The organism is Streptomyces sp. PKU-EA00015 (assembly GCF_013387495.1).
Taxonomy (GTDB): Bacteria; Actinomycetota; Actinomycetes; order Streptomycetales; family Streptomycetaceae; genus Streptomyces.
This window is the reverse complement of record NZ_JABZEE010000048.1, coordinates 20,017-34,597: the sequence shown is the minus strand read 5'-3', so window position 1 is coordinate 34,597 and position 14,581 is coordinate 20,017. Positions and strand designations below refer to the sequence as shown.

Annotated in this window: 9 protein-coding genes; all 9 read right to left on the bottom strand. The window is 72.1% G+C overall.

What is annotated here, in order from left to right:
• Positions 1 to 137 precede the first annotated feature (137 nt).
• The 9 genes from HW130_RS26700 to pulA all read right to left on the bottom strand — a co-directional run bounded on the left by HW130_RS26700 (position 138) and on the right by pulA (position 14,569).
• Complete coding sequence (locus tag HW130_RS26700) at positions 138 to 2,729, bottom strand: polynucleotide kinase-phosphatase (protein ID WP_177152278.1); 2,592 nt, start codon at positions 2,727 to 2,729, stop codon at positions 138 to 140.
• The gene (locus HW130_RS26695) at positions 2,726 to 4,201 is read right to left on the bottom strand and encodes a 3' terminal RNA ribose 2'-O-methyltransferase Hen1 (protein WP_177152277.1); all 1,476 of its coding nucleotides are present in this window, start codon (positions 4,199 to 4,201) and stop codon (positions 2,726 to 2,728) included. The genes HW130_RS26700 and HW130_RS26695 overlap by 4 nt, the downstream gene beginning before the upstream one ends.
• Positions 4,202 to 4,287: 86 nt before the next feature.
• Positions 4,288 to 5,193, bottom strand: a complete 906-nt coding sequence (mmuM, locus tag HW130_RS26690; RefSeq protein ID WP_177152276.1) for a homocysteine S-methyltransferase — start codon at positions 5,191 to 5,193, stop codon at positions 4,288 to 4,290.
• Positions 5,194 to 5,208: 15 nt separating this feature from the next.
• Positions 5,209 to 6,132 carry an LLM class F420-dependent oxidoreductase gene (locus HW130_RS26685; RefSeq protein ID WP_177152275.1) on the bottom strand — a complete coding sequence of 308 codons (924 nt, stop codon included), beginning with the start codon at positions 6,130 to 6,132 and terminating at the stop codon, positions 5,209 to 5,211.
• Positions 6,133 to 6,425: 293 nt separating this feature from the next.
• Complete coding sequence (locus HW130_RS26680; protein ID WP_177152274.1) at positions 6,426 to 6,953, bottom strand: DUF6099 family protein; 528 nt, start codon at positions 6,951 to 6,953, stop codon at positions 6,426 to 6,428.
• 201 nt (positions 6,954 to 7,154) lie between these two features.
• Positions 7,155 to 7,487 carry a nucleotide pyrophosphohydrolase gene (locus HW130_RS26675; RefSeq protein WP_177152273.1) on the bottom strand — a complete coding sequence of 111 codons (333 nt, stop codon included), beginning with the start codon at positions 7,485 to 7,487 and terminating at the stop codon, positions 7,155 to 7,157.
• Positions 7,484 to 8,653, bottom strand: a complete 1,170-nt coding sequence (locus HW130_RS26670) for an ATP-binding protein (protein WP_177152272.1) — start codon at positions 8,651 to 8,653, stop codon at positions 7,484 to 7,486. The genes HW130_RS26675 and HW130_RS26670 overlap by 4 nt, the downstream gene beginning before the upstream one ends.
• Positions 8,654 to 8,709: 56 nt before the next feature.
• The gene (locus HW130_RS26665; protein WP_177152271.1) at positions 8,710 to 9,108 is read right to left on the bottom strand and encodes a cell division protein SepF; all 399 of its coding nucleotides are present in this window, start codon (positions 9,106 to 9,108) and stop codon (positions 8,710 to 8,712) included.
• Between the two features lie 73 nt (positions 9,109 to 9,181).
• On the bottom strand, positions 9,182 to 14,569 hold the full coding sequence (gene pulA, locus HW130_RS26660) for a pullulanase-type alpha-1,6-glucosidase (protein WP_177152270.1): 5,388 nt from the start codon (positions 14,567 to 14,569) through the stop codon (positions 9,182 to 9,184).
• Positions 14,570 to 14,581: the final 12 nt, after the last annotated feature.

The window sequence follows — 14,581 nt, the reverse complement described above, 5'->3', positions numbered from 1 at the left end:
TCCTCGCGCTCGGCGCTGCCGACCTCGTCCAGCAGCTCGCGGGCGCGCGGCGTCGACGGCGGTGTCCTGTCCGGCGCCGGACCCGCGTACTGCGGGCAGGCACTGGCCGTGCCTCCTCGCAGCCGCACCCGACGGGGTCAGAGCCGGGGGTCGACCGGCTCCGACTCCAGGGCCAGCACCGCGAAGACCGCCTCGTGCACCCGCCACAGCGGTTCCCCGTCGGCGAGCCGGTCCAGGGCCTCCAGCCCCAGGGCGTACTCGCGCAGGGCGAGCGAGCGCTTGTGGTTCAGGAACCTGTGGCGCAGCCGCTCCAGATTGTGCGGACGGGTGTACTCCGGGCCGTAGACGATGCGCAGGTACTCGCGGCCGCGGACCTTGATGCCCGGCTGCACCAGCCGGCCCTTCTCGTCCTTGGCGAGCGCCTGCAGCGGCTTGACGACCATGCCCTCGCCGCCGCGGCCCGTCATCTCCAGCCACCAGTCCACGCCCGCGCGCACGGACTCCTCGTCGCCGGTGTCGACGACCAGCCGCCGCGTGACCTGCAACAGGCCGGTCGGGTCGTGCTCCACGAGCCGGTCCAGCCAGGCGAGCTGCTCGTCGTGCGGGACAGCGGCCAGCGAGCGGCCCTGGGAGGCGAGGACCTGGAACGGCGCGAGACGCACGCCGTCGAGTCCGTCCGTCGTCCAGCAGTAACGGCGATAGGCGTCGGTGAACGCGGACGCGTCGCCGGCCCGTTCACGCTGCCGGCCGAGCAGACCCTCCACGTCGACGCCCCGGGCCGCGGCCGCTTCCAGCGCCGCGCCGGCCCTGGGCAGCACGGCGCCGGAAGCCGCGCCGACCGCCGCGTACTGGGAGCGCAGCAGCCCGGACGCCTTGAGCGACCAGGGCATCAACTCGCCGTCCAGCAGCAGCCAGTCGGTGCCCAGCTCGTCCCAGAGGCCGGCCGCGGTGACGGCCGTGCGCAGCCGCTGGAGGATCTCCTCGGTGACCGTCCCGTCGTCGAAGAAAGGCCGCCCGGTGCGGGTGTGCAAAGCACCCGTGGCGCCCACCACGCCGAAGCGTTCCCGCGCCGCCTCCGCGTCCCGGCACACGAGCAACACCGCACGCGACCCCATGTGCTTCTCCTCGCACACGACCTTGCCGATGCCGTCGGCCCGATACTGCGCGAACGCCTCGGCCGGGTGCTCCAGGAAGGGGCCGTCGGCGGCTCCGCCGCCGGCGTCCTCCCGCGACGTCGCGGTGGGCGCCATCGTCGGCGGCAGGTAGACCAGCAGCCGGGGGTCGACGGCGAAGCGGCTCATGACCTCCAGCGCCGCCGCCGCGTTCTCCTCGCGGACGGCGATGCGCGCCATGTGCCGCGTCTCGACGACCCGGCGGCCCGCCACGTCGGCGAGGTCCAGCGGGCGCCCCTCACGGGCGCCGGGCGCCTCCGTCAGGAGCGGCCTGACCGGCTCGTACCAGACCTTCTCGGCCGGAACGTCGACCAGTTCGCGCTCCGGCCAGCGCAGCGCGGTCATCCTGCCGCCGAAGACGGCACCGGTGTCCAGGCAGATGGTGTTGTTGATCCACGAGGTGCTGGGCACGGGCGTGTGTCCGTAGACGACGGCTGCGCGGCCCCGGTAGTCCTCGGCCCACGGGTAGCGGACGGGCAGTCCGAACTCGTCGGTCTCGCCGGTCGTCTCGCCGTACAGCGCGTGCGAGCGGACCCGGCCGGAGGTGCGGCCGTGGTACTTCTCGGGCAGGCCGGCGTGGCAGACGACGAGCCTGCCCGCGTCGAGCACGTAGTGACTGACGAGGCCGTCGATGAACTCCCGTACCCGCTCGCGGAATTCGGGGTCCCTGGCGTCCTCCTTCTCCAGCTGCTCGACGGTCTCGGCGAGGCCGTGCGTGTGCTGGACGTTGCGGCCCTTGAGGTAACGGCCGAGCTTGTTCTCGTGGTTGCCCGGGACGCACAGGGCGTTGCCCGCCGCGACCATGCCCATCACACGGCGCAGCACGCCGGGGCTGTCGGGGCCCCGGTCGACGAGGTCGCCGACGAAGACCGCGGTACGGCCCTCGGGGTGGGCGCCGTCCTCGTAGCCGAGCTTGACGAGCAGGGTCTCCAGCTCGGAGCTGCAGCCGTGGATGTCGCCGATGATGTCGAACGGTCCGGTGAGGTGGCGCAGGTCGTTGTAGCGGCGCTCGAGAACGATCTCCGCGCTGTCGGCCTCCGCCGCGCTGCGCAGGACGTGGACCTTGCGGAAGCCCTCGCGCTGCAGCCCGCGCAGCGAACGGCGCAGTTCGCGGCGGTGGCGGGCGATGACATGGCGGGGCATGCCGGCGCGGTCGGGGCGGGTCGCGTTGCGGGCGGCGCAGACGTCCTCGGGAAGGTCCAGGACGATGGCGATGGGCAGGACGTCGTGCTCGCGTGCGAGGCGTACGAGCTGCCGGCGGCTCTCTGTCTGCACGTTGGTGGCATCGACGACGGTCAGCCGTCCGGCGGCGAGCCGCTTGCCCACGATGTAGTGCAGGACGTCGAACGCGTCGCCGCTGGCGCTCTGGTCGTTCTCGTCGTCGGCGACGAGTCCCCGGCAGAAGTCCGAGGAGACGACCTCGGTGGGCTTGAAGTGCTTGCGGGCGAACGTGGACTTGCCCGACCCGGTGGCCCCGACGAGGACCACGAGGGACAGGTCGGTCACGGGGAGCCGGCGGCCCGGGGCGGTGACGGTGGTTTCCGTGGTGCTGGTCATGCGGCGGTCGCCTGCTTCGCGGTCGTGTCGGTCGTCGTCGTCTCGAACACCGCCATCTGGGTCGGCGGGCCCACCTCGGGGTCGTCGGGGCCGACGGCCACGAAGCGCACCGCGTAGCCGTGGCGTCCGGCGACGCCTTCGGCCCAGGTCCGGAACTCCTTCCGGGTCCATTCGAACCGGTGGTCGCCGTGGCGCACGTGTCCGGCGGGGAGCGTCTCCCAGCGCACGTTGTACTCGACGTTGGGAGTCGTCACGAGCACGGTGCGGGGGCGCGCCGAGCCGAACACCGCGTACTCCAGGGCGGGCAGCCTCGGCAGGTCGAGGTGCTCGATCACCTCGCTGAGGACGGCGGCGTCGTAGCCCGTGAGGCGCTTGTCGGTGTAGGTGAGCGAGCCCTGGATCAGCCGGACGCGGGCGGCCTGCCGCTCGCCGAGGCGGTCGAGCTTGAGCCGGCGCCCCGCAATGGTCAGGGCACGCACCGACACGTCGACGCCGACGATCTCGGTGAACCTGACGTCCTTGAGCAGCGCCTGCACCAATTGGCCCTGTCCGCAGCCCAGGTCGAGTACCCGGCTCGCACCGGCGGCGCGCAGCGCTTCGAGGATGGCGTCCCTGCGCTGCTCGGCGAGCGGCACGGGGCGCTCCTCGGTGTCCGTGGTCTCGTCCACGGCGTTGTCCACGTCCTCGACCCGGAGGTCGTCGGTCTCGGCGAGGCGCACGAGCTCCAGGCGCTCCATGGCCTGCCGGGTCAGTCCCCAGCGGCGGGACAGGTAGCGGCTGGTGATGAGCTTGTGCTCGGGGTGTTCGGCGAGCCAGCCCTCGCCCGCGCGCAGCAGTTTGTCGACCTCGTCGGGAGCGACCCAGTAGTGCTTGGCGTCGTCGAGGACGGGGAGCAGGACATAGAGCTGGCGCAGCGCGTCGGCGAGCCGCAGCTCCCCTTCGAGCACGAGCCGTACGTAGCGCGACGCGCCCCATTCGGGGAACTGCTCGTCCAGGGCGATCGGTTCGGCCTCGACCGAGGTCCAGCCGAGCGGTCCGAAGAGTGCCCGGACCAGTTCGGCGCCGCCGCGGGCGGCGACGGCGGGCACCTCGATGCGCAGCGGCAGCGGGGCCTCGGCCCGTCCGGGCAGCGCCGCGCACACACCGCGCAGGGCGCTCTTGAACACGGTGCTCAGCGCCACTGCCAGCAGCGACGAGGCCGCGTAGGGGCGGTCGTTGACGTACTGCGCGAGCGCGGCATCGGGCGCGCCGCCGCGGCCCTTGCCCTTGCCGCGCCGCACGAGCGCCACCGGATCGACCTCCAGCAGCAGTGCGGCCGTGCACCGTTCCGCGGACGCCTCGGGGTAGAAGACATGGGCGGTGCCGTGCGAGGTGGAGAACGCCTGCGCCTTGTCGGGGTGCTTGTGCAGCAGAAAGCCGAGGTCGGTCGCGGGACGCTCTGGGGTGCCGGTCGTACTGATCGTCAGGAACACGCGTTTGAGTATCGTCCCGTCCGTCCGCCCCGACCAGCGGTTTTTGTCACAACCGGGCCCCGGAACACCTTCCTCGCACCGCGGGGTCAGGCCGTGCCCAGCAGCCGGGCGAGGGCGCCGATCTCCTGCGGCCCCACGCGGCAGCAGCCGCCGACGAGGCGTGCTCCCCCGGCGCACCAGGCGCGTGCGGCAGCGGGGTCGTACGCACTCCCGCCCTGCCAGCGCCGCTCGACGGCGTCCCAGCCCTCCCCGCTGTTGGGGTACGCGACGACGGGCTTGCCGGTCACCGCGGCGGCGGTCTCGACCGCCGCGGCCACCTCCCGCGGGTCGCAGCAGTTCACGCCCACCGCGAGCACGTCGTCCCGGTCCGCGGCCAGGGCGAACGCCTCCGCCAGGTCCTGGCCGGCCCGGGTCCGCCCGCCCGCGACGGTGTAGGAGAGCCACACCGGCACACCGCACGCCTCGGCGGCGCGCAGCAGCGCCTCCGCCTCGTCGGCGTCCGGCACGGTCTCCAGGGCGAGCACGTCGGGCCCCGCGGCGACGAGGGCCTCGATACGCGGCCGGTGGAAGCGCTCGAGCTGCGCCGTGCCGAGCCCGTACCGCCCCCGGTACTCGCTGCCGTCGGCGAGCATCGCCCCGTACGGGCCGACCGAGGCGGCGACCCACACCTCGTGGAGCGCCGCGTCGGCGGCGGCGCGCGCCAGCGCGACACTGCGGCCGAGCAGGCGGGCGGCCGCCTCCGGCCGGACGCCCCTGCGGGCGAATCCCTCGAACGTGGCCTGGTAGCTCGACGTGATGAGCACCTGCGCACCCGCGCGCACGTACGCCGCGTGCGCCGCCTCGATCTGCCGCGGAGCGTCGGCGAGCAGCCGCGCCGACCAGAGGGCGTCGGACAGGTCGCAGCCCTGCGCCTCCAGCTGGTTGGACAGGCCGCCGTCGAGGACGAGGGCGTCCCGGACGAGCGCTTCGGCGAGTGTGCGGGCGGGTCTCACAGCGGCTCCCGGTGATCAGCTCAACTGGGACTGGACCTGGGAGGAGATGAGCTCCAGGTGTTCGAGGTCGTCCAGGTCGAGCACCTGGAGGTAGATCCTCGACGAGCCGGTCGCCGCGTAGCGGCCGATCTTGTCGACGACCTCCGCCGGGGACCCGGCCAGGCCGTTCGCCTTGAGCTCGTCGACCTCCCGTCCGATCGCCGCCGCACGGCGGGCCACCTCCGCGTCGTCCTTGCCGACGCACACGACCAGCGCGTTCGAGTAGACGAGGTCGTCCGGGGAGCGGCCGGCCTTCTCGGCGGCGGCACGGACGCGGCCGAACTGGCGCTCGCTGGCCTCGAGGGAGGCGAACGGCAGATTGAACTCGTCCGCGTACTGCGCGGCGAGGCGGGGGGTGCGGGTGGCGCCGTGGCCGCCGATCAGCACGGGGACCTTGGTCTGGGCGGGCTTGGGCAGGGCCGGGGAGTCCGTCAGCCGGTAGTGGTGGCCCTCGAAGGTGTAGGTCTCGCCGGGCTCGGTGGCCCACAGGCCGGTGATGATCTCCAGCTGCTCCTCGAGGCGGGCGAACTTCTCCTTGGGGAAGGGGATGCCGTACGCCCGGTGCTCCTCCTCGAACCAGCCCGCGCCCAGCCCCAGTTCGACGCGGCCGCCCGACATCTGGTCGACCTGGGCGACCTGGATGGCGAGCACGCCGGGGAGCCGGAAGGTGCCGGCCGTCATCAGGGTGCCGAGACGGATCCGCTTGGTCTCGCGGGCCAGACCGGCCAGGGTGATCCAGGCATCGGTCGGGCCGGGCAGCCCGTCGGCGGAACCCATGCGCAGGTAGTGGTCGGATCGGAAGAAGGCGTCGAAGCCGAGCTCCTCGGTGGCCTTGGCGACGCTCAGGAGGGTCTCGTAGCTCGCCCCTTGCTGGGGCTCGGTGAAGATTCGAAGATCCATGCATCCATCCTGCACCTTTCACCGCCGGGCAATCCGGTCGCGTGGGGGCGGATGAGGTTCTCACGCGGAACCGTGCGCCGGCCGGTTGCACCGGGACAGCCGCGCCTTCGCGCAGCACGGGACGGGCCTCGTGGGAGCCGTTTCACGGCACGGGCTTCACGGGGCCGCTGCACGGGACGGCCGCCGCCTCCGGGCCGTTTGCCGGAGACCGGCCGCACGGACCGACCGCCCGGGACAGCAGCCTGGGGCAGGCCTCCCCGGACGGGCCGCACGAGACGACCCGTGGAGCCCCGTCACGGCGCGCCGGCCGCGGAGTCCATCTCGGCGACGGGCCGCTCCGGGCCCGCCCGGCCGCGGACCGCTTCGGGCGGGCGCTCGTGCTCGTGCTCCGCCAGGCGGCGCAGCATGCCGCGCACGCGGTCGCTCGACTCGTCCGCGGTGTCTATCGTCTCGATGCACTGCCAGTAGAGCCCTTCGTCGTCCGTGGCGCAGGCGACCGCGACGAGAGCGATGCCGACCTCGCCGAGCAGGACGTTCAGCCCGGTCAACACGGCTTCGGGGTCGGCCACTTCGGTGAGCTGGGCGGCCCGGACCCCGCCGCTGCGCACCATCGGGTGGTCGAGCACCCCGCACCCCCGTCCGCCGATCTCGCCGAGCCCCCGGGCCTCGCCTCTCAGCTCGGCGGGCCCGCTCGCCGCGAGCCGGCTGCCGATCGCCTGGGCAAGCGCCTGGACCTGCCATGCCTCGGCCACGGTCTCCGGCACGGACCGGCTCTGTGCCAGCGCGTGGCGGCTGATCTCGATGAGTCGTAACGCGTCCATGACCGCGCCCCCGTTCGCACGACTATCTGCCCACTCAGTTCATTACCCAGAGTGAAGGTCTTCGACCAGAAAAGCCAGGGGAATTCGGAAATCTGTGGACACCAAGGCTGTTGTGGATAACTCAGCAACTCCGAAGAGTGACGAATGGGTGTCGAAACGGCCCTCGGTCACCCCTGCGCGCCCGTTCACGGCGCCCCGGCTCTACTGCGCCGGGAAACGCCGCTCGTTGCGGTCGATCTTGTCGGACAGGGCCTGCAGCACGTCGATCCCGAGCACCTCGCAGAACTGGAGCAGATAGGCGAGCACGTCCGCGACCTCGTCGCGGACGCGGTCCGCCGTGTCCTCCTCCTCCATCACCCGGGCCGACTGCTCGGGCGTCAGCCACTGGAAGATCTCGACCAGTTCGGCGGACTCGACGCTCAGCGCCACCGCCAGGTTCTTCGGGGTGTGGTAGGGCTGCCAGTCGCGTGCCGCCGCGAACTCCGCCAGTCTGCGCTGCAGTCCCGCCACGTCCAGCCCGTCGTCTCTCGTCACGGCATCAGGTCTACCACCGACACGCCCTCGGTCCCCCGCGCGCACGACGGGTCCGACACGGCCCCCACCAGCCGGATGTGCCCCCGCGCACACATCTCGGCGGCGAGACCCACCAGTTCGCGCGCCTGAGCCGGATCCAGGCACCGGTCGAACCCGTCCGCGAGCACCGTGAGCGACTGGTACGCGGCCGGCACCTCGGCCACCTGGTCCACGGACAGCACGCCCGGCCCCGTGAGCAGCACCAGGGCCAGGGCCAGATACCTCAACTCGCCCTCCCCCAGCCGTCCGAGGGGCGTGCCGGGACGGCTGTCGCCCCGGGCGAGCAGTGCCCGGACGGTGCCGTCCCGAAGCTCCTCCACGCACAGGTCCGTCACCGTCCCCGCGCACCCCGCCCGCGCCGCCGCCGCGAGCCGCGCGTGCCGCTTGCCGCATTCACTGCGCGTGCGGTGCAGGACCTCGGCAAGGTTGTCGCACCCGCGCCGCAGCCTGCCGGGTCCCGCGGCGACGGGCTCGCGCATCCGGTGGGGCCGCGGGTCGCAGGCGAAGACGGACCTCAGGGCGAGCACCACCTGCTCGGCCGCGGCCAGCACACGCAGCTGCGCCTGCGTCCTGCCGGCGACGTGCAGGGGCAGCAGGGCGGTGCCGAGCCGGTCGCCGGGCAGCCGGCCCCGGGTGACACCGGCCGCACCGGAGGTGTGCCAGGCGGCCTCCACCTCCGCGCGGCCGGGATCGCGCAGGGCCGTGGCGAGTAAAGTCCGTCCGCCGCTCGTCAGCCGTTCCCCGACGACGCGCAGGCGCGGCACGGCCTCCACCGCGAGGTCGAGGCGCACCGGGCCCGCGGGGCCGTCCACCGTGCACCCGATCCCAAAGCCGCGGCGTCCCTGGCGGTCGGGCCGGGCCCCCTCCGGAACGCACTCGGCCGCTTGCGGGAACGCGGTCTTCAGATCATGTCCGGCGCCGAGCAGGGCGAGTGCCTCGTACGCCTCGAGGGCGCTGGACTTGCCGCTGCCGCTGACGCCCGTGAAGAGTGTCATGGGACCGAGGGGGAGCGCCGCCCCTCGGTGCCTCCTGTAGGCGGAGAGCCGTAGTTCGGTGACCGCGGGCCGGGCGGCGCCCGCCTGTCCGGGCAGTGTCCTCGGGCCGGTGACCAGTGCGTTCGCGTCCATGGTCGGGACGGTACGCACCGTGCTCACCGCCGAACCGTTCCGTCGTGACGGCTGTCCTACGAATGAGGTACAGCGGCCGGCTCGGCTCCTTCCACCTCGGTGCCCACCGGCGCGAGGAGGAACACGTTGCGGTCGACCCGGTGCATCGCGCTGCCGAGTCCGAAGACGACACCGCTGCTGAAGTCCAGGATGCGCTTGGCCACTTCGGTGTCGGCTGCGGTCAGGTCCAGCAGGACGGGCGTGCGGTTGACGAGGTACTCGGCGACCTCACGCGCGTCGGCGAAGACCTGCACCCGCAGCACGACGAAACGACGCTGCTCGGCCGCCGCGTAGTCCTGCGGGACCGTCCGGTGGTCCACCCGCGACGGCCACTCGTCGCGACTGCGCAGCGGCACCACCTGTGCCAGGCCCTCCCACTGCTCGTCGGTGACGTCGTACCTCTCGTACCTACTCATGGGACCATCCTCCCGCCCCTCACCCGTTCGGCCCATCAGCGACACGGGTGAGGAGCGGGGGATCATGAATCGGTCAGCCGCGCTCGAAGACGGCGACCGTGCGGGCCGGCACCGTGAAGGTTCCCGAACTCCGCTCGTACGACGAGGCCTTGACGGCCGCGTCCGCACCCGACCGCTGCACCGGGTGCAGGGCGTAGCCGCTGCCCGCGAGGTCCGCGACCCGCTGGGTCTGCCGCTCGGGCGTGGCGTTGAACACCACGACGAGGTCACCGAGGCGCATGGTGATCACGCCCGGGGTCTCGTCCGTGCCCGACAGCGGGAAGGACAGCGCCGACTGGACGTCCTCGGCGGTCGCGAGGCCGAACACGGGCTCGGTGGTCCGGATCCGCAGCAGGTCACGGTAGGCGGCCGAGGCCCCGTCGATCTGCGCGCAGCCGACGGTGAGCGACGCGCTTGTCAGCAGCGGCTTCGCGTATCCCCACTTGGGCTTGTTGTCCGCGGCGGGCGGCAGGCCTCGGCCGAAGCCGTTGCCGTCGCGGCAGTCCCAGTGGATGGCGTTGAACCAGTCGCCGCTGTCGTACGAGTTGCGGTCCAGCGACTTGGAGCGCAGCAGGTCGGTGCCCGCCTGGGAGAGCGCGGGTCCCTGCGACAGGGCCGAGGTCGCCATCGCGAGCACCTGCATGCGCGCCCGGTCCGCGGCGGACGTACCGGCCGGGAGCTTGAAGGCGAGTGCGTCGTACAGCGTCTCGTTGTCGTGGGCGTCCGCGTAGGCGAGCGCGTCACCGGGCGCCGCGGCGTAGCCGGCCGGGGCACCGTTGTAGTCCACCTCGGAGCCCTTGACGGCGCGGCCGCGGGTGTCCGTGAAGGAGTACGAGGCGAGGTTGCCCGAAAGACCGACCTTAATCAGGTCCTGGTAGTGCAGCAGGCGCGCCCTCTGCTCCGCCTCGGTGCCGTTGGCCTTCGAGGAGTTCGGAGCGGTGTACAGGCCCGAGGCGAAGCCCTGCACGCCCGGGTCGTCGTCGAACGGACCGCCGCCGCGTACCGCGTCGCGCGCACGGTCGGAGAAGGTCGCGATGCCGGTGCCGGCCATGTTCTTCTGGGTGGCCTGCACGAAGCGGGCGTCGTCGGCGATCTCGCCGAAGTTCCAGCCCTCCCCGTACAGCACGATCTTCTTCCCGTCGACGCCGTCGCGCTCCACGGTGAGCTCGTCGAGCGCCTTGCGCACCGCGAGGATGTTGGCCTTCGGGTGGTGGCCCATCAGGTCGAAGCGGAAGCCGTCGACCCTGTAGTCGCGCGCCCAGGTCACGATCGAGTCCACGACGAGCTTGCCCATCATGGCGTTCTCGGGGGCGGTGTTGGCGCAGCAGGTGGAGGTCGCCACCGAGCCGTCGGCGAGCAGCCGCTGGTAGTAGCCGGGCACGATCCTGTCGAGGACGGACTTGTCGGCCTGGCCGCTCGCGACGGTGTGGTTGTAGACGACGTCCATGACGGTGCGCAGTCCGTCGTCGTTGAGGGACTTCACCATCTGCCGGAACTCGACCGTGCGCCGCGTGCCGTCCGGGTCGGTGGCGTACGAGCCCTCGGGGACCGTGTAGTGCAGGGGGTCGTAACCCCAGTTGTAGGCGTCCTTCGCGGCGGCCTTCGCGACGCAGGCCTGCTGCTCCTCGGAGTCGGGCGCGTAGATCTTCAGGTCGCACTCGGGCTGCTGCTGGTCTGCCTTCTTCTCGGGGATGGTGCCGATGTCGAAGGCGGGCAGCAGGTGGACGTAGGAGGTGCCGGCGCCGGCGAGGGCACGCAGGTGCTTCGAGCCCTTGCTGTCCTTGTCGGCGAAGGCGAGGTACGTGCCCCGGTGGTCGGCCGTCGGGTCCGCGACGGAGAAGTCGCGGATGTGCAGCTCCTGGATCTGGGCGTCCTTCAGCGGCACGGCGGCGGGCTTCTTCAGCGCGGACCAACCGGCGGGCGCCAGGGACGGGTCGGAGAGGTCGGTGACGATGCTCCGCTCGGAGTTCGCCGTCAGTGCGACGGAGTAGGGGTCGGTGACCTTGTTGGTGACGACCTTCTGCACGCTCGGGGCCCACACGCGCACGGCGTAGCGGTACTTCTCCCCCTTCCAGCCCTTCCTTCCGCGCACCGACCAGACGCCGCTCGCGTCGTCGCGGCGCATGGCGACGGTCTCGCCGTCGATCTCCAGCGCGACGTGCTGCGCGGTCGGCGCCCACAGCCGCAGCGTGGGCACGCCCTTGCGGTCGAACGTCGCACCGAGCGAGGCCTTGGTGGCCTCCGGCGCGTACAGGTCGTCGAGGACTCCGGCGATCTGGACGCCGGTCGCCGTGACGACGGCGCCGTTGGCCGCGTACTGGGCGGCCACGACCTGGCCGCGCAGCGCTTCGCGCACCCGGTCGCGGTCGCGTTCGTCGACGCGGTGGGCCGTGTAGGTCTTCAGGTGCGGGTACTTCGCCTTCTGCGCGTCGGTCAGCGACGCCTTGGTCAGCCGCAGCACTCGCGCGCCACCCGTCAGCGCGCCGTTGTCGACGGCGATGGAGCCCTCGTGGGAGTAGAGCAGGGCGCTGGACGCGGCGGCGTCGCTGCCGTTCCAGGCGACGGTCTCTTCGTCGATCCAGACGGCGTGCGCCTTGGTGAGGTCCAGGGCCGCGCCACCGCCCTTGGGCTGCGGCAGCAGGTACTTCTCCTGGCCGGCCAGGAGCCACACCTCGTGGCCGTTCGCCTTGAGGTCGAGGGACTGGTCGGAGGGCAGGTCCTTCTGGTCGCCCTTGTGCAGGATGTAACTGAGCGAGGTGGCTCCCGGTGCGAGCGGCGCCTCGAAGACGGCGCCGTACGCGTCCGTCCGCACCGGCTCCAGGGGCTTGGACCAGTCGGTCGGGTTCGCCGCCCCGGTCCAGGTGTGCAGGCCCCAGCCCGTGTAGTCTCCGTCGGCGCGCTTGTAGTGCAGGACGGCCTTGGACGTGTCCTGGGGCGGGTAGGCCCCCTCGGGCGCGGTGTTCGACAGGCCGGGCCTGCCCTGCTCGATCCACACCTCACCGGTCTTCGACAGGTCGATGGTGCGATCGGCGTCGGTGTCCTTCACGCCGTCCTTGTTCACGGCGATGAAGCCGACGGAGGAGGCGCCGGGCTTCAGCTTCACGTAGGCGAACGCGCCGTACGCGTCGCGGCCGGTGAAGGGCTTGCCCGCGGGCCAGGTCGTGCCCTCGCCCTCGGCGATGTCGCCCCAGGTGTACAGGCCCCAGTCGGCGTAGTCTCCGTCGGCGCGCTTGTAGTGGACGATCGCGTAGTCCCGCTGGGTCGCGGTCGGGGGCTGTTCGACGGCGGGTGCGCCGCTGGTCGTGGCGGCCGTGGCGCTCGCGGTGCGGCCCTCGGAGTCGACGACGACGGCCTTGTAGCGCAGGGCGGTTCCCGCGGGGGCGGTGATGTGCTGGGTGACCTTGTAGGGGGCGTGGTCGGCGGAGCCGAGCACCTGCCAGGGGCCGTTGCCCACCTGCGCGGCGAACACGACCCGGCCGAGCGGCCCGCCGTCGGCGTCGGCCGAGATCTCCACGGTGCCGGTGGCGCCCGCTTCCGGCGCCTTCAGCACGACGGACGGCTTCGTGGCGGGCGCGGCGAGCGGCTTCGCGGCCTTGAGCACGAGCGACGAGAGCGCCGGGACGGTGACCTCGACGGTCCGGTCGCTTCCACTGCGGACCGTGGCGTCGCCGCCGTGGATCGCGGTGAAGTCCGTGCCGGCCGAACCGGTCGGGATACGGACCGTCTTGGCGGCGCTCGCGTTGTTCAGGGCCACGACGTACTCGGTCTTCGCCGCGGCGTCCGTGCGGGAGAAGGCGTACACGGAGCCCTCCGCGTAGCGCTGCTGCTGCACGCCGTCCCGCAGCGCCGGGTGCGCCTTGGTGAGCTCCGACAGCGCGGCGACGGACCGGTACAGCGGGTGGGAGGTGTCGTACGCGTCCTCGGCGTGCGTGCGGTCGGTGCCGAGCTGGTCGTCGTCGAGGTAGTCGGCGGTCCGCGAGGCGAACAGGCTCTGGCGCGCGTCCTTGTCGCCGCCCGCGCCGGTGTAGCCCTGCTCGTCGCCGTAATAGATCACGGGGTTGCCGCGGCTGAGGAACATGAGCTCGTTGGCGAGCCGGTAGCGCCGCAGCAGCTCGTCGCCCCCGGCCCTCGGGTTGTCCTGCCGCAGGAAGGCGCCGAAGCGGCCCATGTCGTGGTTGCCGAGGAAGGGTACGGACTCGTAGGCGTTGGCCTTGTCCGTGGTGTAGCGGTAGTCCTGGGCGAAGAGATGCGCGAGCTTGTCAGCGGAGGCGCCCTGCGAGGCGTAGGCGCGGGCGGCGTCCTGGAACGGGAAGTCGAGGGTGGCGTCGAGGCGGCCCCGCGTGACGTACGGCGAGGTGATCGCCGGGTCTCCCGAGTAGACCTCGCCGAACATGAAGAAGTCGTCCCGGCCCTGCTGGGCGGCGTACGCGTCGAGCGCGGTCGCCCACTGCGTCCAGAACTCCATGTTGACGTGCTTGACCGTGTCGATGCGGAAGCCGTCGATGTCGAAGTCGCGCACCCAGCGCTGGTAGATCTTCGTCATGCCCTCGACGACCTCGGGCCGTTCGGTCCACAGGTCGTCGAGACCGGAGAAGTCGCCGTGCTCGGAGGACTCGCCCGCGAAGGTCGAGTCGCCCCTGTTGTGGTACATCTCCGGGTCGTTGAGCCAGGCGGGGACCTTGATGTCCTTCTTCGCGGCGGGCACGACGGGGGTGCGCGGGAAGGAGTCCCGGTCGGTCGCGGGGAAACGGCGCGTCCCGTCTGCGTAGTCGCTGTCGTCGAAGGGCTCGCCGTCCTTCGTCAGGTAGGGGAAGGCGCCCTTGGAGAGGTAGCCGTACGACTTCTCCTGGTAGTCGACGACGTCGGCTGTGTGGTTGGTGATGACGTCGAAGAAGACCTTCATGCCCTTGTCGTGGGCCTTGTCGATCAGCCTCTCCAGGTCGGCGTTCGTGCCGAAGTGGGGGTCGACCTGGGTGAAGTCGGTGATCCAGTAGCCGTGGTAGGCGGCGCTCGCGTCCTTGCCCTCGCCCTGTACCGGCTGGTTCTTGAAGATCGGCGCCATCCAGATGGCGGTGGTGCCGAGCCCCTTGATGTAGTCGAGCCTCTCGGTCAGTCCCTTGAGGTCGCCGCCCTGGTAGAAGCCCTTGTCGGCGGGGTCGTAGCCGGTGGTCGTCCGGGTGCCGGTGAGGCCGCCGCGGTCGTTGCCCGTGTCACCGTTGGCGAAACGGTCGGGCAGGACGAAGTAGAACTGCTCGCGGGTCAGGTCGTGGCGGGCCGGCTGTGCGGCCAGGGCTCTGTCCGAGGGCGGCGGTGGCGGCTTCGGCGCGGCCACCGCCGGCAGGGCGGGGACGAGCGCCGCGACCGTCGCCGCGGCGGCGACGGCGGCCGCGCCCGGGCGCAGGCGGATACGGGGGCGTATCACAGCGGATCTCCT